At 57.0% G+C, this 20225-nt stretch carries 21 protein-coding genes; 11 read left to right on the forward strand and 10 right to left on the reverse strand.

The genetic code is table 11. The features are described 5' to 3' along the window. Position 1 precedes the first annotated feature (1 nt). From ROA7450_RS17205 to leuB, 6 genes are all read left to right on the forward strand, one after another. On the forward strand, positions 2 to 1006 hold the full coding sequence (locus ROA7450_RS17205; protein WP_234999575.1) for a FecCD family ABC transporter permease: 1005 nt from the start codon (positions 2 to 4) through the stop codon (positions 1004 to 1006). A 253-nt stretch (positions 1007 to 1259) separates the two neighbouring features. Then, positions 1260 to 2663, forward strand: coding sequence for a 3-isopropylmalate dehydratase large subunit (gene leuC, locus ROA7450_RS17210; RefSeq protein WP_085807186.1), 1404 nt, complete (start codon positions 1260 to 1262; stop codon positions 2661 to 2663). A gap of 346 nt (positions 2664 to 3009) precedes the next feature. Further along, complete coding sequence (gene leuD / locus ROA7450_RS17215; protein ID WP_085807187.1) at positions 3010 to 3615, forward strand: 3-isopropylmalate dehydratase small subunit; 606 nt, start codon at positions 3010 to 3012, stop codon at positions 3613 to 3615. Between the two features lie 406 nt (positions 3616 to 4021). Next, entirely contained in the window at positions 4022 to 4846 is an 825-nt protein-coding gene (locus ROA7450_RS17220; RefSeq protein ID WP_234999576.1) for a hypothetical protein, read from the forward strand. Between the two features lie 32 nt (positions 4847 to 4878). Further along, on the forward strand, positions 4879 to 5901 hold the full coding sequence (locus ROA7450_RS17225; RefSeq protein ID WP_306372436.1) for an endonuclease/exonuclease/phosphatase family protein: 1023 nt from the start codon (positions 4879 to 4881) through the stop codon (positions 5899 to 5901). Positions 5902 to 5983: 82 nt separating this feature from the next. Further along, positions 5984 to 7090: a 3-isopropylmalate dehydrogenase gene (leuB, locus tag ROA7450_RS17230; RefSeq protein ID WP_085807189.1), complete on the forward strand. Its 1107-nt coding sequence runs from the start codon at positions 5984 to 5986 to the stop codon at positions 7088 to 7090. Positions 7091 to 7236: 146 nt separating this feature from the next. Here the strand turns inward: leuB and ROA7450_RS17235 are convergent, their stop codons facing one another. The 5 genes from ROA7450_RS17235 to rbfA form a co-directional block, all read right to left on the reverse strand. Next, positions 7237 to 8550, reverse strand: coding sequence for an NAD(P)/FAD-dependent oxidoreductase (locus ROA7450_RS17235; protein ID WP_085807190.1), 1314 nt, complete (start codon positions 8548 to 8550; stop codon positions 7237 to 7239). 139 nt (positions 8551 to 8689) lie between these two features. After that, positions 8690 to 9244 carry a DUF1643 domain-containing protein gene (locus ROA7450_RS17240; RefSeq protein WP_085807191.1) on the reverse strand — a complete coding sequence of 185 codons (555 nt, stop codon included), beginning with the start codon at positions 9242 to 9244 and terminating at the stop codon, positions 8690 to 8692. Positions 9245 to 9246: 2 nt separating this feature from the next. Continuing rightward, the gene (gene truB / locus ROA7450_RS17245) at positions 9247 to 10164 is read right to left on the reverse strand and encodes a tRNA pseudouridine(55) synthase TruB (RefSeq protein ID WP_085807192.1); all 918 of its coding nucleotides are present in this window, start codon (positions 10162 to 10164) and stop codon (positions 9247 to 9249) included. A gap of 60 nt (positions 10165 to 10224) precedes the next feature. Continuing rightward, the gene (locus ROA7450_RS17250) at positions 10225 to 10968 is read right to left on the reverse strand and encodes a phosphodiester glycosidase family protein (protein ID WP_085807193.1); all 744 of its coding nucleotides are present in this window, start codon (positions 10966 to 10968) and stop codon (positions 10225 to 10227) included. A 4-nt stretch (positions 10969 to 10972) separates the two neighbouring features. Next, on the reverse strand, positions 10973 to 11371 hold the full coding sequence (gene rbfA / locus ROA7450_RS17255) for a 30S ribosome-binding factor RbfA (protein ID WP_085807210.1): 399 nt from the start codon (positions 11369 to 11371) through the stop codon (positions 10973 to 10975). Between the two features lie 85 nt (positions 11372 to 11456). Here rbfA and dapB point away from each other — a divergent pair, with 85 nt between their 5' ends. Next, positions 11457 to 12275 (forward strand): 4-hydroxy-tetrahydrodipicolinate reductase, encoded by an 819-nt coding sequence (gene dapB / locus ROA7450_RS17260; protein ID WP_085807194.1) that lies wholly within the window; start codon positions 11457 to 11459, stop codon positions 12273 to 12275. A gap of 9 nt (positions 12276 to 12284) precedes the next feature. On the opposite strand, the gene ROA7450_RS17265 is transcribed toward dapB, so the two are convergent. After that, positions 12285 to 12464, reverse strand: a complete 180-nt coding sequence (locus ROA7450_RS17265; protein WP_085807195.1) for a DUF1674 domain-containing protein — start codon at positions 12462 to 12464, stop codon at positions 12285 to 12287. 68 nt (positions 12465 to 12532) lie between these two features. Here ROA7450_RS17265 and ROA7450_RS17270 point away from each other — a divergent pair, with 68 nt between their 5' ends. From ROA7450_RS17270 to ROA7450_RS17280, 3 genes are all read left to right on the forward strand, one after another. Continuing rightward, the gene (locus tag ROA7450_RS17270) at positions 12533 to 13798 is read left to right on the forward strand and encodes an RsmB/NOP family class I SAM-dependent RNA methyltransferase (RefSeq protein ID WP_085807196.1); all 1266 of its coding nucleotides are present in this window, start codon (positions 12533 to 12535) and stop codon (positions 13796 to 13798) included. Between the two features lie 69 nt (positions 13799 to 13867). Continuing rightward, positions 13868 to 15541: an amidohydrolase gene (locus tag ROA7450_RS17275; RefSeq protein WP_085807197.1), complete on the forward strand. Its 1674-nt coding sequence runs from the start codon at positions 13868 to 13870 to the stop codon at positions 15539 to 15541. Between the two features lie 12 nt (positions 15542 to 15553). Beyond that, positions 15554 to 16750, forward strand: coding sequence for a cation:proton antiporter (locus ROA7450_RS17280; RefSeq protein WP_085807198.1), 1197 nt, complete (start codon positions 15554 to 15556; stop codon positions 16748 to 16750). 69 nt (positions 16751 to 16819) lie between these two features. Here the strand turns inward: ROA7450_RS17280 and ROA7450_RS17285 are convergent, their stop codons facing one another. Beyond that, entirely contained in the window at positions 16820 to 18226 is a 1407-nt protein-coding gene (locus ROA7450_RS17285) for a carnitine 3-dehydrogenase (protein ID WP_085807199.1), read from the reverse strand. 79 nt (positions 18227 to 18305) lie between these two features. On the opposite strand from ROA7450_RS17285, the gene ROA7450_RS17290 reads away from it, so the two are divergent. Continuing rightward, on the forward strand, positions 18306 to 18773 hold the full coding sequence (locus ROA7450_RS17290; RefSeq protein WP_085807200.1) for a DUF1203 domain-containing protein: 468 nt from the start codon (positions 18306 to 18308) through the stop codon (positions 18771 to 18773). Here ROA7450_RS17290 and ROA7450_RS17295 read toward each other — a convergent pair whose 3' ends face one another. The 3 genes from ROA7450_RS17295 to ROA7450_RS17305 form a co-directional block, all read right to left on the reverse strand. Then, positions 18774 to 19307 carry a lipocalin family protein gene (locus ROA7450_RS17295; protein ID WP_085807201.1) on the reverse strand — a complete coding sequence of 178 codons (534 nt, stop codon included), beginning with the start codon at positions 19305 to 19307 and terminating at the stop codon, positions 18774 to 18776. Beyond that, positions 19307 to 20068 (reverse strand): SDR family oxidoreductase, encoded by a 762-nt coding sequence (locus ROA7450_RS17300; protein WP_085807202.1) that lies wholly within the window; start codon positions 20066 to 20068, stop codon positions 19307 to 19309. The genes ROA7450_RS17295 and ROA7450_RS17300 overlap by 1 nt, the downstream gene beginning before the upstream one ends. Continuing rightward, on the reverse strand, positions 20065 to 20225 hold a 161-nt coding region (locus ROA7450_RS17305; protein ID WP_200812980.1), incomplete at its 5' end, for a 3-keto-5-aminohexanoate cleavage protein. The genes ROA7450_RS17305 and ROA7450_RS17300, both read right to left, overlap by 4 nt.

Here is a 20225-nt window from a genome sequence, read left to right on the forward strand (position 1 = left end):
TATGCCCTTGTGGTTGGTCACCTTTGGGTGTCTCATTGCCTTGGGGTTGTCCCTCTCCTTTGCCATTTCAGTGGGTGCGGTTGCCGTGCCCATTGCCACCGTCTGGGATGTGTTCTTCCATAAGATCGGTTTTGATGTGGGCGAACCAACGTGGTCCAAGGGCCGCGCTGCCATCGTCTGGGAAATCCGGTTCCCCCGAGCCCTACTGGCAGTGATGGTCGGGGCCGGGCTGGCCATTGTCGGGGCCTCGCTGCAGGCTGTCACCCGCAATCCACTTGCCGATCCGCACCTTCTAGGCATCTCATCAGGTGGGGCGTTTGGTGCCATTCTGGCGCTCTTGCATACCGGGCTGTTTCTGGGCCTTTTAACCGTGCCCTTGCTGGCCTTTTTCGGCGCGCTTGCGGCAACAATCTTGGTTTTGACCGTTTCCCATTTCACAGCGTCCACCACCGCGGATCGACTGGTGCTCACCGGTGTGGCCGTGTCGTTCATCATCATGGCCGGTGCGAATATCCTGATCTTTCTCGGCGATCCGCGGGCGACCCATACGGTGGTGTTCTGGATGCTTGGAGGGTTGGGCCTCGCGCAATGGTCGCATCTGATCTACCCGCTGGTGATCCTGATGCTGTGCGGCGCTTGGCTCTGGCTGCAAGCCCCCAAACTCAACGCCATGACCGTTGGTGATGAAACCGCCTCCACGCTCGGCATCCCCGTGGCCCGCTTTCGCCTTGCCGTCTTTGTGTTCGGGGCGTTGATCACCGGTGTGATGGTCGCCTTTTCTGGTCTCATCGGCTTTGTCGGCCTGATGGTCCCGCACATCGTCCGCTTGCTGGTGGGGGGCGGTAACACCCGCGTTCTGCCTGTCTCTGCTCTGATTGGCGGGATCTTCCTGCTCTGGGCCGATATCGCCGCCCGCACTGTCATCGCCCCCGAAGACATGCCCATCGGAATTGTCACAGGGCTGATCGGCGGGCTGTTCTTTATCGTTTTGCTACGCTGCAAGTAGACGATAGTCCCTTCGCTCGACAATGCCGCACGGAGCAAAACCAAGAAAAACTGGCATCTGAGCCCTTGATAGACTCACTTGCCATCTGTATCTGATCTTTATGACACGGATTATTGACATGGATGACCGCGCGCGCCTGCCTTGGCGCTTTTTTGGCGCGACTCTGACCATTCTGGCTTGCCTATAAGGCTCAGAGTAAAATCTGGCCATCTTTGTCACACCTGAATTCCACTGAATAAATCGGAGAGGACCCATGTCCCCCAAAACACTCTATGATAAAATCTGGGATGCCCACGTCGTTCACGAGGCTGATGACGGCACCTGTCTTTTGTATATTGACCGGCACCTGGTTCACGAAGTCACCAGCCCGCAGGCCTTTGAAGGGCTGCGTATGGCAGGCCGCCCGGTCCGCGCGCCGGAAAAAACCATCGCCGTGCCAGATCACAACGTGCCCACCACGCTGGACCGTGAAAAAGGCATCGACAACGAAGAAAGCCGCATTCAGGTCGAAGCGCTGGACAAGAACGCCAAGGATTTTGGCATTCACTACTACCCGGTGTCTGACGTCCGTCAGGGCATCGTGCACATCGTCGGCCCCGAGCAAGGCTGGACCCTGCCCGGCATGACCGTTGTTTGCGGCGACAGCCACACCGCAACCCACGGTGCCTTTGGTGCGCTGGCCCACGGCATCGGTACGTCCGAGGTGGAACACGTTCTGGCCACGCAGACGCTGATCCAGAAGAAATCGAAAAACATGAAGGTCGAAATCACCGGGCAACTGAACCCCGGTGTGACCGCCAAAGACATCACTCTTGCCGTCATCGGTGAAACCGGCACGGCTGGTGGCACTGGCTATGTGATCGAATACTGTGGTGAGGCCATTCAGGCGCTGAGCATGGAAGGTCGGATGACCGTCTGCAACATGGCGATTGAGGGCGGCGCACGCGCTGGCTTGATCGCGCCAGACCAAACCACCTATGACTATGTCAAAGGCCGGGCACATGCCCCCAAGGGTGCACAATGGGAAGCGGCCCTGAACTGGTGGAAAACCCTTTTCACTGAAGATGGTGCTCACTTCGACAAGGTCGTCACCATCAAAGGCGAAGACATCCAGCCGGTTGTGACCTGGGGCACCTCGCCCGAGGACGTCCTGCCGATCACTGCATCGGTCCCTAGCCCCGAAGATTTCGAAGGCGGCAAGATCGACGCGGCCCGCCGCTCGATCGAATACATGGGGCTGACTCCCGGTCAGAAACTGACTGACATCGAGATCGACACTGTCTTTATCGGCTCTTGCACCAACGGCCGGATCGAAGATCTGCGTGCCGCCGCCGAAGTGCTGAAAGGCAAAAAGGTCAAAGACGGCATGCGTGCCATGGTCGTACCCGGCTCGGGCCTAGTTCGTGCTCAAGCCGAGGAAGAAGGCCTTGCCGATGTCTTCCGCGACGCGGGCTTTGAATGGCGTTTGGCCGGCTGCTCCATGTGTCTGGCGATGAACCCTGATCAGCTGTCCGAGGGCGAGCGCTGCGCCTCAACTTCGAACCGCAATTTCGAGGGACGTCAGGGTTACAAAGGCCGCACCCATTTGGTCAGCCCCGCCATGGCAGCCGCTGCTGCTTTGACCGGGCATCTGACCGATATTCGCGATCTGATCTAACGCAACGTCATGTTCACGAAAGCTGATCCCACAGTGATGACACGTGTAGCACAGCCCTCTTTTGCAGGGCTGTTGGCGTCACCATGTCAGTCTCAGCCGCGGCATTCTGCTGCGGCACGCACCGCACTTCAACCTGTTTGGAGCGCCGGAAAGGAGACTAACCATGGTACGTGTATTACTGCCGACAATCGTTGCTTTCGTAAGCCTGATGAGCCTTTGGGCCGTAACCGCAAACGTGATTGCATAAACGCCTTAGGCTCTCAAACCCAATCTCATCAGAACATCTGCTGGTCTGACCGACCAGCAGGTGTTTCTGTTTAATCATCGCTCTGGAAAGGACGATAGAATGGACAAATTCGAAAAGCTGCACGGCATCGCCGCGCCCATGCCTTTGGTCAACATCGACACGGATATGATCATCCCAAAGGTATTCCTGAAAACCATCAAACGCTCAGGTCTGGGCGTGAACCTGTTCGACGAAATGCGCTATGATCGCGAAGGCAACGAATTGCCTGACTTTGTTTTGAACAAACCTCAGTACCGGAATACGCAAATTCTGGTTGCTGGTGACAACTTCGGGTGTGGCTCATCGCGCGAACACGCTCCTTGGGCCATTGCGGATTTCGGTATCAAATGTGTGATCTCGACCTCATTTGCAGACATCTTTTACAATAACTGCTTCAAGAACGGCATTTTGCCTATCGTCCTAGAACAGCATCATGTCGATTTAATCATGGAAGATGCAGGAAAAGGTGAAAACGCGCGGATTACCGTGCATCTGGAAACTCAGGAAATCACCACCTCGGATGGCGAAGTTATCGCCTTCGAAGTTGATGCATTCAAAAAGCATTGCTTGCTGCACGGGTTGGATGACATCGGTTTGACTATGGAAAAAGAAACGCACATTGATGCGTTCGAAGACCACCACGGCACGCATCGCCCCTGGGTCTGATTCCTTAGGTTGAATTTCACGATACGCGAAAAATCGCCGCCTGCTCGCCCGCAGGCGGTGTTTTGTTGACGGCATTCTCTCGGAAACAGTATGTTGCGCTCCAGCACCCTAATCCACCATCAATATTAGGGCTCCAATGACACTCAACCACCACATGAGGTAGGCCAACACAAGATTGCCCCATTTCTGTACCTAAATTGATGCATTCTCGCACCAGGCTGTTCATCGATTCGCCCAAAACCTGAAGTCTTTATTATCAAAGTCTTGAGCCGAAAAGCGAAAGTAAGCAAACTTGACCGAGAAACATAGTAGCCGCCAATTGTGGCACGCACAAAATGGGACAGTGGCACAAACGTGCTATGCGGCAAGCCAGTTCGAAGGGAAACGGGCAGTGATTCCACGTTTAATGAGTGCATTGTTGCGTTCCATGCTGGTGGCCTTGTTGATTGCAACGCCCTCACTGCTTTTAGTGAATACCCGTACTGACACAGCACAGGTTGTCGTGGTTCTCGCCATCCTCGCATCTGTGCTCACATTCATCGAATATTACGGGCGCTTCCCCAGCTTTATAGACTTTCGTTTTGCCGCTCCCGTCAACCGGCTGAAGTTCAGCGCGCTGTTTATCACGGTCATTTTGCTTTCGCTGATTCTGCGGGGGCAAACCAACCCGACGGGTTGGACCACTATGATCACCACAGTTGGTGACGGCCTTGGTCGGGCAATGGATTTCCCTTATTCGCCAGTACGCCTCGTCGTTTTAATGCTTCCTAGCGACACAGATGCCCACACAATTGCTCTGGTCCGTACGGCTGCAGGCATCTCTTACATGGTGTCTTTCACTATGATGTTCGTCTTCTTGTCGATGGTCCGCTTGTTTGACTGGCCGGTTCGCCGAGGAGCCTTCAACGTCTGGATCAACCTGCCGCTGTTCGACCCGACCCGTGGCGATGTGCTGGAACGCCTGAAACGCGATGCAACCCTTAACCTTGTGTTAGGGTTTTTGCTGCCATTCTTGATTCCGGTCGCGGTGAAGGCAGCCTCAAGCACGATCGATCCGCTTTCATTGAACCATCCACAGACGCTGATTTGGACAATGACAGCATGGGCCTTCCTTCCCGCCAGCCTTCTGATGCGCGGCATCGCCATCAGCCGCATCGCCGAGCTGATCGAGGAAAAACGTCGCCGCGCCTACGCCCAACAAACCGAAGCCAAGGCCTTGCAAAGCGCCTGATCGGCTTTTGCCTTACAATCCTTACACTTCTGTTGTGCTGCACTTCAGCATCGGCAGACTCGGTCCGCATAGCAACCTACAACACCGACCTCTCCCGTAACGGTCCCGGGCTTTTGCTGCGTGATATTCTACGGGGGAACGACCCGCAAGTCGCCGCCGTCGCAACGGTCATCACAAGAAACCAGCCAGACATCCTGCTGTTGCAAGCGGTCGACTACGATCTTGAGCTGTGCGCCCTCAAAGCCTTCAACGCCACCCTGACGGCAGCAGGCGTGCACTATCCGCATATCTTTGCTTCCCAGCCCAATACTGGGATGCACACCACCTTTAACATGAATTTGGACGGGCACACCGGCGGACCCAAAGATGCGCAAAGCTATGGGGAATTCTCCGGTCAAAGCGGTATGGCTATTCTGTCACGCTTTCCCATCCAGAGAGAGCCGATTCAGGATTTCTCGGCCATGCTCTGGAAAGACACTCCTGATGCTTTGCTGCCCGATATGCCAACGAAGGTTCGAAACCACCAACGCCTGTCCTACGTCTCGCACTGGATAGTCCCGATAACTGTTGGCAAGCAAACTCTGAACCTGATGGCTTTTCATGCCAGTCCTCCTGTGTTCGATGGCCCCGAAGATCGTAATGGCAGGCGCAACCATGACGAAATTCGGTTCTGGCAGCACTACCTTGATGGCGCATTCGGCGCTGTGTCCAAAGGCAGCTTCATCATCATCGGCGACGCAAATCTTGACCCGGTTGACAGCGAGGGGCGCAAACGCGCCATTCAATCCCTGCTGAAAGATCCTCGTTTGCAAGACCCGGCGCCGCAGCGCAGCTTCCCGATTTCTACGCAACCCGGACAATACGGTGACCCAATGCTGGACACGGTTCATTGGCCTCAACTGGACACCATGCGCGTTGACTACATCCTGCCCTCTGTCGATCTGCGCGTCACTGCATCAGGCGTCTACTGGCCCGATGAAACCACCCCTGAAGGTCAAACCGCCCTCACCGCCAGCCGTCACCGGCTGGTTTGGGTCGATATTGCGCTCGATTGACCGCATAAAACCCCACATTCCTTGACCCTTCCAAGGCTTCGCGCTAGGCCCTGCAAAACCATTGCGACGACAAGGATTCCCCATGAGCACCAATACCCTTCTCATTCTTCCCGGTGACGGCATCGGCCCCGAGGTCATGGCCGAGGTTCGCAAGGTCATCAACTGGTTCGGTGAAAACCGTGGACTAAAGTTTGACGTCAGCGAAGATCTGGTTGGTGGTGCCGCTTATGACGCCCACGGCGTGCCTTTGCACGACGACACCATGGCCCGCGCGCAAGAAGTTGACGCGGTTCTGCTTGGTGCCGTTGGCGGCCCGAAATATGACGATCTGGATTTCTCGGTCAAACCCGAACGCGGCCTGCTGCGCCTGCGCAAGGAAATGGATCTTTATTCCAACCTGCGCCCTGCGCAATGCTTTGACGCGCTGGCCGACTTCAGCAGCCTGAAAAAAGACATCGTCGCCGGCCTCGACATCATGATCCTGCGCGAGCTGACCTCGGGCGTCTACTTTGGCGAGCCTCGTGGTATTTTCGAGGAAGGCAACGAGCGCGTCGGCATCAACACCCAACGCTATACCGAATCCGAGATCGAGCGCGCCGCCCGCTCCGCGTTCGAGCTGGCAATGCGTCGCGGTAAAAAAGTCTGCTCGATGGAAAAGGCCAACGTCATGGAATCCGGTATTCTGTGGCGCGAGGTCACAACCCGCGTGGCCAAGGATTACCCTGAGGTGGAGCTCAGCCATATGTACGCCGACAACGGTGCAATGCAGCTAGTGCGCGCGCCCAAACAGTTCGACGTGATCTTCACCGACAACCTGTTTGGCGACATCCTGTCCGACTGCGCCGCAATGCTGACCGGCTCGCTCGGCATGCTGCCCTCGGCCTCTCTCGGTGCGCCAATGGCCAACGGCCGCCCCAAGGCGCTGTATGAGCCCGTCCACGGCTCCGCCCCAGACATCACTGGCCAAGGCAAAGCCAACCCAATCGCCTGTGTTCTCAGCTTCGCCATGGCCCTGCGCTACAGCTTTGACCAGGGCGACGAGGCGACCCGCCTTGAACAAGCCATCGAAGCAGTTCTGGCCAAAGGCCTGCGCACTGGTGACCTGCTCGGCGCCGAAGGCGGCACCCCCATTTCCACCTCAGAAATGGGCGACGCCATCGTCACCGCCCTTCAAGAGAGCTTGGAGTAAGGCGCTAAGCACAGCAGCTGGTATAGGCGGCCCTATCATCGGGCCGCCTTCTTCATTACGTGATGAAATTCAACGAAAATCTGCTCCGAGCCCAAATTGTTCAATGCTGCATGCCCTACAAACGTCTGCTCTCCTAAGGAACCTTCCTAGTTGACGAGTTTTTGGGCGCGTTCAACGATGTCTTCTCGTAGCAGCACACTCGGAGATTCCAACAAGTGAGTAACATTTACACTTAAGCGGTGAACTTCGGCATCCGCCTCAGCCAGTTTTCGGATTGCCGCTCCCATCTTCCAACGGTCTTCGATATCTGCGGGGCGCTCTCCGACCGTACTTGGGTGTTCTAGATCACGGGTTTCCATGACAGACCAACCAACTTGATTAAGCGCCTCAGATGCTTCGAAGTATCGCTGCGCGAGACGATCCAAACCACCGGCCAAAGCGGAACGCATTGCCCGCGCTTGGCCTGCGGACAAGCTTATGCCTTGTCCATACATCGGGTTAAAGCTAGTCACCGCTTCACCCATGGGAATAATCCCCCCTGGAAACTGTTCCATTCGGTCATAGCGAAGCCAAAAACCCTTTGGGATTTTGTAGGAGCGAAAGTCGGAAACCGGTTTGGCACGGCTCAACTTTTCGTGGATGATGGGGTGGGCTAGACCCTTCGTCCATTCAACGAATCCTTCTGCCTCGCGTGGCGCCATGTCGCCGCCTCTGCCATACATGGTCGCAAGCCAAAGCCCGCCGTCGACGGGTGTTAGATAGGCCGCGCGAGTATTAGGCGGTATTGCAAGCATTAGGCAGGCCCAAGTATCATCTGTCAGATCAGGCGGTGGTTGGAAGAACCCAGACGTGTACGACATGCCGATGCCCAGTTCCTGACTTTCGACGTCTCCATAACGGTGATCGACGAGCCAACGCGGCAGAGTCGTAGCACGACCGGAACAATCAACGACTAGGTTCGAACTGATTTCAGAACCGATGTCACCCGTTTGAACTTTCACGCCAGACACATCGCCATTACCATCAGTGCAAAACTGCGTAAATCGAGTGGCTTCCTTGATTGATACATTTGGCAACGCCAGAACACGCTGGCGTGTTACGTGTTCCAGCAAAGGCCGAGTTACCGACGGTGTTAGGATACCCACATCTCGAATTGGGGTAGGGCCAGCGGCATCGTGGAACCAGATATCCTTGTTTCTGCGAATTTGAACGGCGCCCGCCTCATAGAGTTCGCTCATGATACCTGGCAGAAACTCCTCCATGGCTTTAACTGCATATCCAAGGAACGTATGTACGTGTGCGCCTTGAGGGACTCCTTTTCGAACTTGAGGCGTGCGCGGTAGATCATCCTTTTCAATGATTATGACCTCAGCAAATTGATCTGCGAGCACAGCCGCCGCCATCAAACCGGCCATGCCTGCCCCAATTACAATTACCCGTTGCTGTTGTCGGCTTGTCATTACTGTGTCCCACATTTCCGTTTGAGACGAAGACTAGCACATTCTTGATTCTTTTTTAGAAGCCTACATTTTCTCTCAAATGTTGGATGTCCGAATTGTGCGCAAAGCGTAAGTTGGCCCCAGAGTCCTCCTCTCCCATTCAGAGATAATCAATCAATTCCGCATCTTTGCGCAGGTACAGCGGGTGTTTGGCGGATCCGTCCTTGTTGCGTGCAAAGCAACGTAACGGTTTGCCGGTGCTGCGCATTCCCGCCACCACCTCATCAATCACCGGCTGGTAACGGTTGTGCAGCTTGCCATAGGCCAGCACGATCAGCTCACTCTCTTCCGCCATGCCCTGCAGATAGGGGATGTTCTCGGCGCTACAGGCCTCTGCCGGATCCACCGGCAGATCCTTGGGCGAGGTTGCCCGCCAGTCCAGCACATTGCCTTTCAGATACCGGTTGAATCCCCAGCGCCGGGCGAAATCCAATTCGCGGTGGCAAGTTGGGTCCGACACGCTTGCATCGGCCACTGACGGGTTCATGCCAATGAACAAAATGGTGCGCGCCTGTGCCCCCTCTGCCGTCCAGTCCCGCGTCAGCGCCTGCCGGTATTTTCCACAGTCGGAAAAGCGCGCGCCGCCGATCACGCCATCAGGCAGTTTCAGGCGAACCTTGCCGCCGGGATCATGCTGTTCTTGCGGCGCGGTCATTCTCAGCCCTCTGTTGAGGTGTTAAACACCCGGCTGGGATGCAGTTCACCGGCCTTGAACCGGCCCACGGCCACGGCCTGCCCATCCAACGCGGCCCAGCACTCATCACCGTATTCAACGTCCGATGCAAACACCATGCCGGGGTTGCCATTGCGCAGCTTTGCGGCTCCTTCGGGCGTGCAATTCACCATCGGCAGGTCGGCCAGTCCTTCCTCCAATGGACGCAAATACGTGTCTAACTCAGGCGAATGCGCCATCGCATCAATATGTTCGATGCTCAGCCCATCTTTGGCCTCAAACGGCCCCGACCAGATCCGGCGCAGCCACTGCACATGACCATGACAGCCCAGCGCCTGCCCCAGATCCCGCGCAATGGACCGGACATATCCCCCCTTGCCGCAGGTCATCTCAAGCACAGCATGATCCGCATCAGGGCGGTCGCTCAACACCAGCTCCTCAACCCACAAGGGGCGCGCTGTCAGCTCAATATCCTCGCCATCCCGCGCCAGTTTATAGGCTCGCTGGCCGTCAATCTTGACCGCAGAAAACTTCGGCGGCACCTGCATGATGTCGCCCAAAAACGCCCCCAGCTCAGCCTTGATCGCCTCATCATCCGGGCGCGCATCGCTCTCGGCAATCACCTCGCCTTCGGCATCATCGGTATTCGTCGCCTGCCCCAGTCGCACCGAAAACTCATATGCCTTCAACGCATCGGTGATATAAGGCACCGTCTTTGTCGCCTCGCCCAAAGCCACGGCCAGAACCCCCGTCGCCTCTGGGTCCAGCGTGCCCGCATGCCCCGCCTTCTTGGCCTGCAACGCCCAGCGCACTTTGTTCACCACCGAGGTCGAGGTCATGCCCGCCGGTTTATCCACCACCAGCCAGCCCGAAATAACACGCCCTTTGCGTTTACGTCCCATAGATTTTTCCACGTCTAAAGTTTGAACACGCGGGCTATCAATCAGCGCGCACTACGTCAATCACTCTGCCGGGGACACAACCCCGACAATCGGCCCCATCGGAAAGCCGCCGTCATGCCGCCCCAGATCCGGCGCATAGAGCTTTGAGATATTGCCGTCGAAATAAAGCGCCTGTGGCGTCTTCAATTCATCGCGAAACAACACCGCAATTTCGTGAAACGTCACCGGCGCATGCGAGATCACAAACCACGCGGTTTTCCCACCGTCCGAAACGCCCACCCCGTTACGTACATAGCGGCTGTCACTGTCTGGCAGGAACCGTGGATGCAATTCACCGTCAATCACCAACATCGGCCCGGATTGCGTAGCAAAGCGACACTCGGGTTGTTCGGCCTGAAACTGCTTGGTTTCAGACACCAGCGCTGCCCCATCCTGAATGCAAAGGATCCCGTTCGGCAAAAGGCCAAAATTTCCAGGCCCGGCCGAGGCGATGATGTGCATCTGCTCTTCACCATTCTCAACGTAATGCCCCACCGGGCTACGATCCTGATGATACATCCCGGCGTTCATGGCAAAACGCAGCACCTTGCCCTGACCTGACACCAGCGCATCGACACTACCAAAGCTGCCTAACACATCGCCAGTTTCAGGGTGGTTCAAAAACAACCGCAGCTCTTCGTTTGCAACATCGACCTTGCAAACGCTGTAGTCACGCCCGTCGTGCTGCATTACATCACAATCAACGGCCATGGCCGGGCTTGCGAACCAGCCTGCCACCATCGCCAATGCCAATCGCCAGCGCATTGCGCTATTCTTCCTCGGTATCGCGAAGCACATCGTCTTGCGAAAACAGACGGCGGGTTTCATCCATCTGATCAAAGGTCGTATCGACCCGAAACCGCAGATCCGGCGCAAATTTCAACGCCAGCTTCTTGCCGATGATCCGGCGCAACTCGCCCTTATTGCGCGCCAGCAGGGCCACAACATCCTCTTGCCCGGTCCCACCAAGCGGCAAAACATAAGCCGTCGCAATCTTCAGATCCGGTGAGATTCGCACCTCACCCACGGTGATCGACATGCGGTTCAGATCCGGGTCATGGATATCGCCACGCGCCAGCACATCCGACAGCGTCCGCCGGATCAATTCCCCCACCCGCAGCTGCCGCTGCGACGGTCCGGGGCCATCATGAAACTTGTTCTTTCCCATGCGGTGCATCTAGTGCCTAACTCGGGCTTTGCCAAGCGATGATCATCACGCTAAGAGGAACCTTTCAGCGCAAAGGAGACACGCGATGACTGATTTGCCCGGGATTGTGGTCACAGGCGCCTCTGGCCGTATGGGTCAGATGCTGATTCAAACCATCACTCAAAGCGACCGCGCCCAACTGGTTGGCACTGTCGAGCGTGCAGGTCATGACTGGGTTGACCGCGATGTGGGTGAATGCATGGGTGGCAGTGCGCTTGGTGTGACCGTCACCGATGATCCTTTGGAAGCTTTTGCAAAGGCACAAGTCGTGATCGATTTCACCGCCCCAACAGCCACGATTGAGTTCGCCAATCTCGCCGCGCAAGCTCGCGCCGTGCATGTCATCGGCACCACTGGGATGACGGATGAGGATCTTGCAGCCCTTAAACCCGCTGCCCGTCACGCTATCATCGTGCGTGCTGGCAACATGAGCCTTGGCGTCAATCTGCTCACCCAACTGACCAAAAAGGTTGCCGCCGCTCTGGACGAAGATTTCGACATCGAAATCATCGAATCGCACCACAATCAAAAGGTCGATGCGCCTTCAGGCACCGCCCTGATGCTGGGCGAAGCCGCTGCCGAAGGCCGCGGTGTTTCCCTGAATGAGGCCGCAGACCGGGGCCGCGACGGCATCACCGGGGCCCGCACCCGCGGCCAGATCGGCTTTCACGCTATCCGTGGCGGCGACATCGTTGGTGAACATGACGTGCTTTTTGCCGCTCCCGGCGAACGCATCACCCTGCGCCACGTCGCCAGCGACCGCGCGGTCTTTGCCCGCGGTGCGCTCAAGGCCGCACTTTGGGGTCTTGGCAAGAAGCCCGGTGAATATGACATGCTGGATGTGCTGGGTCTGAACGACGGCTAATCACGCGGGTCAGAAATCGACCGCGATCCCCTTTTTCTCCCAATCGCCAAATCTGACAGGTTCCGGCCCATCCTTGCGCCCGCCCAACTCTTTGGGCAGATCCATCGCCTCGGCCTGCTTGCGGCGCTCTTCCGCCTCGGCCAAGGCACGAATGGCGGCAGGGGGCAGGTCTTTTTTCTCAGCTTCCATAGCTGGGCTTCCTTTGTTTGGGCCCTCCTGATATAGGCCACGCCTGACCCGACGCCAAGGACAATAGCATGACATCTTCCCGGCCCTCTGCCCGCCGCAGCGCGGTTTACCTGCTGGATCAGATCATCGGCGAAGGCCGCCTGATGTCCGAAATTGCCAACGAGCGTACTTTCAAGGGCCTCAACGCGTCCGAGCGCGCCACCGCACAACGTCTCGCCACCGAAACCCTGCGCGGATTGGACCGCGCCGATCGTCTGCTCAATCGCCAGCTGCGCAAACCACCCGCCCTGCATGTGATGAACACGCTGCGTCTTGGCACGGTCGAGCTCTGCACCGGCGGCGACGCCCACGGCGTGGTCAGCGAGTTGGTCGGCCTGGTCAGCCGCAACCCGCGCTACGGCAAACAAAAGGGGCTGGTCAACGCCGTCCTACGCAAGATGGCCGGGGATGCGGGCAAGCCATGGAAAGACCTGCGTATCCCCCGCATGCCAGGCTGGCTGCGTGACCCATTGGTTCAAGGCTACGGAAATGGCGTGATCAACGCGATTGAAAAGGTCCACTTTGCGGGCGCGCGCTTGGACCTCACTGCGAAATCCGACGCCCAAGCTGTTGCCAAAGCCACCGGTGGCACCTTGCTGCCCAGTGGATCCATCCGGCTTGATGATGCCGGTCAAGTCTCCGCCCTGCCCGGCTTTGAAGCCGGCGATTGGTGGGTGCAAGACGCCGCCGCCGCCCTGCCCGCGCAGATCCTGAACCCGCAAAAGGGCGAAAAAATTCTTGATCCCTGCGCCGCACCGGGGGGCAAAACCATGCAACTCGCCGCCGCCGGAGCCGACGTCACCGCGTTGGATGTCTCAGAACGCCGTCTCGAACGTGTACAGGAAAACCTCGCCCGCACCGGCCTCACCGCCACCCTGATTGCAGGCGATGCGCTGGAACACGAAGGCGCGTACGACGCCATCCTGCTTGATGCCCCCTGCTCCGCCACCGGCACCATCCGCCGCCACCCCGATCTGCCCTATGCCAAGGATGGATCAGAATTTGGCGAACTCATCGGGCTCCAGTCCGCAATGCTCGACCACGCCCTGACCCTGCTAAAACCCGGCGGGCGGCTGGTCTATTGCACCTGCTCGCTCTTGCCGGACGAGGGCGAATGCCAGATCGAAGAGCTGCTGGAACGCACCCCGAACCTGAAAGTCGACCAAGACGCCCTCGCCCTCGCCGGCATAGACCCTGCGTGGATCACCGAGGAAGGCGGCCTGCGCCTGCGGCCTGATTACTGGGCCGATCACGGCGGCATGGATGGCTTCTATATCGCTTGCATTCACACCTGACATTTGTTGACAGCCAACTGCCTGACGTTTCATGCTTTAAATTATTGAAAACTCTCGAAGGGCCGCACCATGCCGTCACCCGACCTGATCATTGTGAACGCCAGCATACTGACGATGAATTCCAACCGCCCAAGGGCGCAAGCCATTGCCATCACACGCGGAAAGATCACCGAAGTCGGAACCGATGATCAGATCAAAGCTTTAATGACCCCCAACACCCGAATGATTGACGCAGAGGGCGGCACCGTTCTGCCCGGTTTCATCGACAGCCACGTGCATCTTTTCCAAGGCTCGGCCGAGCTGGATTTCCTGCCCGTCGGCGGCAAAACACACCTATCGGATATCCGTCAGGATGTTATCGACTATGCCACCGCCCGCCCGGACGAGCCGCTCGTTTTGGGCACTGGGGCTTTCTATGACCTGTTCATCGGCGTCGACAAAGACCCCCGTCACCTACTGGATGACATCCTGCCTGACCGGCCTTTCGCCCTCTTAGGCGCTGACGTGCACACCGTCTGGGCCAACAGCGCGGCATTGGAAAAGGCCGGGTTGCTGAATGGCGCAGAAATGCCCCAAGGCAGCACCGTTGTGATGGGCGAAGATGGCCTTGCCAGCGGTGTCCTACATGAAACCGGCGCCTTTGGCCCGGTTCTGGCGCTGTCGCGCACCGGCGGGCGCGACATGCTGGGCTATGTCACCGGCGCAGATCCTGTTCCACCGGCAACACCCGAAGAACGCGCCGCCGACAAGGACCTCCTGCTCAAGGGGCTTGATCACTGCGCCTCTCACGGCATCACCACGCTGCACAACATGGACGGCAACAACTACATGTTGGAACTGCTCAGCGAGTTGGAAAAAGAAAGCAAACTCAAGTGCCGCATCCAGGTGCCTTTCCACCTCAAGAACTTCGATCCTGTTGAACGACTGGACGAGGCGGCAGAACTGCACCGCAAGTACAATTCCGAAATGGTCTGGTCCGGTCGGGTCAAGATGTTCATGGACGGCGTGCTTGAATCCCGAACCGCCCTTGTAACCCGACCTTTCCCTGACACCCCAGACAATATCGGCGAGGCGGTGTTTGACCAAGATCATTTCAACGAAGCCTGCATAAAGGCCGATGCCATGGGCCTGCAGATCAGCACGCATGCCATAGGTGATCTGGCCGTGCGCCGCACCATCGACGGCTATGAAGCCGCCGCAAAAATCAACGGCACGCGCGATGCCCGCCACCGGATCGAACATATCGAATTGATCACCGATCAGGATTTTCCCCGCCTCAAAGAGCTTGCAATCGTCGCCTCGATGCAGCCGCGCCATGCACCTTTCGCCGGGTTCTTTGAACCGATCGAGCCCGACACCATCCTTTTCACCCATGAATACAGCCATTTCTGTGCGTGGCGGCGTATTCGCGACGCTGGCATTGCCCTGACCTTTTCCACCGACTGGCCCGTTGTGCCGGTGGATGTCATGGCCAATATCCAATGCGCCGTCGCCCCCCTTGATCTGGGCGAAGGTTGGATGGACCAAAGCCAAACCCTGATGGAAACGCTTGAATCCTATACCGCCCTAAACGCTTGGCTGGGGTTTCGCGAAGACCACCAAGGCAAGCTTGCACCGGGCTATGATGCTGATATTGTGATGTTAAAAGGCGATATCGAAGCAACCGATCCCAACGATCTAGCCAACCTTGGTATCGCCCTGACCATCTGCAACGGGAAGATAACTTATGACGCGCGCGGCTAAGGCATTTATCACATGATCGGCGGTATAATAATCTGTATCGCCGCTGTCACTTACGGCCTCATGGCTGAGCGATTGTCAAAAACCCCGATCACCGCGCCCATCATTTTCATCTCGCTCGGCGCGATACTAGCGACCAGCGGTGCTCTCTCGACGACCGAAATTAACCATTTCCTGCATCCCCTGGCCGAATTTGCCCTTGTGGTCGTTCTGTTCCTCGATGCTGCGAAAACCGATTTCAAAGCGCTCGAGCGCCGCCATATCTGGCCTCAACGGATGTTGCTTATTGGCCTTCCGCTCGCGATTATCTTTGGCACACTTGCATTCTACGCGATTTTACCCGCATGGCCGCTCGCCATGATCGGTTTGGCAGCGGCTGTGCTGTCACCAACAGATGCGGCTTTGGGTCAGGCTGTTGTTTCAAACACCGCTGTCCCTGAACGCGACCGCCGGGCGCTCACTGTGGAAAGCGGTTTAAACGATGGCATGGCGCTTCCCATCATCTTGATGCTCACTTCACTGGTCGCGATCGAGGTCAGCTCAGGTAGCGCGGGTCAATGGCTGATGTTCGGTCTGAAGCAGATCACACTTGGCCCTCTCGTCGGGGCAATTGTCGGGTCCGTGGCTGGCATCGCACTGCTCAAGGCCAAAGCGAACAATACCACGACTGAGGCCTATGAGGGGGCAGCAACGCTTGCGATCGCAGGCGGTGCCTATCTTTTGGCCAACTACGTCGGTGGGAATGGGTTTATTGCAACCTTTGTCGCCGGGCTCTGTTTTGGCCACAAGGTGCAAGGTCAATGTCCCTTCGTCTATGAATTTGCCGAGGGCGAAGGCCAGCTTTTGACCTGGGCGGCCTTTCTCTTCATCGGTGCGGGTTTGGTCCCGGAGGCGATTTCAAATCTGACGTGGCCAATGTTTCTTGCCATCATGGTCAGCCTATTCGTTGTCCGCCCATTGGCCATCTGGATTTCGCTCATCGGCACAGATGCAACACCAGTAACTAGGCTATTCTTCGGCTGGTTCGGGCCGCGCGGATTGGCGACAGCGTTGTTCGCACTTCTGGTTCTGCACGAATTGCCCGAAGACGCCGGTCACGGCTTGCTGATGCTCGCCGCAAACGCCGTTTGGATCAGTGCCTTGCTCCACGGCTTATCCTCGGCACCTGCCGCCCGATGGTACGGGAAAATCAGCCGCCCTCAGGACGGCTGATTTTCGATATTCTCAGTTTCCGAGTTTTGTACAAAACCCGCGTACAGCTTTTACAAGTTGCACGTAAATTCAGGCCTCGGCGTGCAGCTTCGCTAAGGACTCTACTTTGTCTTTCACATGATCCAGCGGTGGGCAGGATTTGCGGCTTTCCAGATTGACGTGCAGCATGAATTGATCGCAGGTCGCGAGCAGTTCACCATCACTTTCCCGCTTCATTTCATGGAAACAGCGCAGCTTTTTCCCTTCACCTAGCGTGATCCGGCTTTCCACCCGCACCTGTTCACCTGCATGGCTTTCGATCAGGTATTTGATCGTGGTTTCAGCGGTGAAATAGCTGTTCCCGGCCTTGATGTACTCGGCATTTGCACCCACGTGGTTCATCACTGCATCAGCCGCATCGCTGAAGATTTGGCCATATCGCCCTTCGTTCATGTGACCGTTGTAATCCGTCCAATCCACTGGAATTGAACGGTTAATTGTGATCAGCGGCGCTGTATCTTCCAGCACAGGACGCAAAGTTTCTTGGTGATCATTGATCAGTCGACCGGCAGCATTACCCTGTTGTTTCAGAGCCCGCATCATCGCGATCAGATTGTTGTCGCGCTTGCGCTCCAACTCACGAATAGTCAGGCCGCCCGACTGCGCATCGGACTGATCGGCAATCATATCAACCAGTTCATCGGTGAATTCCGGCACATCCATCAGTTTGGTCCATGGCCATTTCAGCGCCGGGCCAAACTGAGCCATGAAGTGACGCATCCCCGCCTCTCCGCCTGCTACTCGGTAGGTTTCAAACAACCCCATCTGCGCCCAACGGATGCCAAAGCCATAACGAATGGCATTGTCAATTTCCTCGGTATTAGCGATCCCATCCTTGACTAGCCACAGCGCCTCGCGCCACACCGCCTCAAGGAAGCGGTCGGCAATGTGGGCATCGATTTCTTTTTGCACGCGTAGCGGATAAAGGCCAATCGAATTCAGGATTTCATTTGCGTTTTCAATAGCTTCTTCTGAGGTCACCTTGGACGGCACGACCTCGATCAAGGGCAAAAGATATACCGGGTTAAACGGGTGGGTGACCATGATCTGCCCCGGAACCCGCGCGCCTTCCTGAAGCTCGGACGGCTTGAAACCAGATGTCGAAGAGCCCACCGGGACGCTGGCATTTGCGCTCTGCACTTCTGCCAGAACCTTGTGCTTGAGCTCCAGACGCTCACTGACGCTTTCCTGCACCCACTGAGCATCCGTCACGGCATCAGCAATGCTGCTGCAGAATCGCAAATTACCCTCAGCGGGCAGCGCATAATCATAAAGCATCGGCAAGGCATGGCGCGCATTGGCCATCACCTCGGAAATCTTGCGCTCCGCCTCTGGGTCCGGATCAAAGACATTTACATCCCAACCGTTTAGCAAGAATCGTGCGGCCCAGCCTCCGCCAATCACACCACCGCCAATAATCGCTGCTGTCTTTGTCATCGCATCATCCTTTGCGCATGTTTCGGATCGCCTGCTGCCATTGGCCGCGCCATGCTGGCTGAAAAACAGGAGATCGCAAATGAAAATTCAATTCGTTGGGCTGCCCACCAATACGGTCCGCGCTGCCAAAGTTTTAGGTCAGGATGCCTATGGCCTACCTTTTGACCACGCCACCTCGGACGGTGATGCCTGGCCTTGCCGTCACTGCCTTGGAGAAACGCCGCATGGTGAAGAGTATCTGACACTGGCCTGGCGGCCTTTTGAGGGGGTAAATGCTTACACGGAAACCGGGCCGTTGTTTCTTTGTGCAGAGGATTGCGAACCTTACCCACCCTCTGAGACAGCACCAAACATTCTCCGCTCGCCTCAATATCTTGTGCGTGGCTATACGGCTGATGAGCGTATATTGTATGGCACAGGCCAAGTCGTTGAGACGCCCAAGATTGCCGACTACGCGCGAAACCTGTTGGAAAATTCACAGATTGCCTTTGTCGATGTCCGAAGCGCGTCAAACAATTGCTACCAATGCCGGATTGAGCGTGCCTGATCATCGGGTCACCAACTGGGCTGCATCATAGCCATTGAAGGCCAGGATTTCCTGTGCTGCAGTGACCCGGTCCGATCCCCCCGTGGGTGCACGGTCCAGAATCCAGCCATAGCTGCCGTCGGGCGTCCCGATGGCAGCGGTGCGAAATCCTTCGTCCACCCAAACCACCCATAGCTCGCGCGCGGCATCACCCTGCGGGCTTTGGATTCGCCATCGATGCTGGCCCAAAGGTTTCGCACGCCAAATTTCTCCGACTTCCTCGCAGTCGCCATTGCTTTCGCAAGTGCGTCTTACCAGTTCGACCGCAGGGATGCCTTGCCGCTCCGGCAATATGTTTACCCGCTGCAGATCTTCGTTGCCGGGGGTGGTTGCACGTACAAACCATTCGCCGGAAACATCCGCTGTTGTGCCGCGCGTCGTGACACCCAGTGGAACATTCGCATCCCGGAAACCAGTTGCGTCATCGCCGCAAGCTGCCATAAGCGACAACCCGGCACAGCTCAGCAAAGTTGTGAGTCGATGACGTACCAACATCAAACCAGCGATTCCGTGTGACCATCCACAGCCATCACCTGACCCGAAATTTTACTGGCCGCAGGTGATGTCAGAAACAGCGCCATGTCGGCAAGATCATCCGCGCTGACCCAACTACGCAGGCTGACACCTTTGACATATTGTTGGCGCACCTCTTCGATGTCTTTGCCCGACGCCGCCGCCTCATTCGCCAACACCCGTTCCATCCGGTCCCCTTCCACCGCACCCGGAGCTATGGCATTAACGCGAATGCCTGCAGGACCCAGTTCCATCGCCAACGTCTTGGTCAATCCAACCAATGCCCATTTCGCCGACGCATAGGGGGACCGATAGGGATAGCCCCACTGCCCAGCTGTCGAGGTGGTGATGATTATCGAACCATTCCCCTGCGCTCGCATCACCCGCGCAGCCCAACGGCACGTCAGAAAGCTGCCAAAAAGATTCACACCAACACAGGCTTTCCACGCCTCATAGTCCAGATCCTCGATCAACCCGGCCGGACCACCGGTTCCGGCATTGGCGCAAACCACGTCTGCCCCACTCCATTTTGATTCAACATGCCCGAGAAAGGCACCCATTTCAGCTTCGCTTGTGACATCCGCCTGCATTGTGATGAAATCCGGAAACTCTGCCTTAACGGTTTCAATCGCAGCGGCATCCGCATCGCAGACTGCGATGCGGTCACCACGTTCAGCGAAACGACGGGCTAGCCCCAGACCAATGCCTGAGGCCCCGCCGGTGATCACAACTCGTTGAGTCATTTCGCGATCGGGGCACGTTTGGTGAGGTTGAGTTTTTCGCGGACGGCGGCGGGGCCGATGATCTTGGCACCAAGGTTTTCGATTACCGTGACGGCGCGGTCGACCAGCTGTGCGTTAGTGGCCAGAACGCCCTTGTCGAGGAAGAGGTTGTCCTCAA

The organism is Roseovarius albus (assembly GCF_900172335.1).
Lineage (GTDB): Bacteria > Pseudomonadota > Alphaproteobacteria > Rhodobacterales > Rhodobacteraceae > Roseovarius > Roseovarius albus.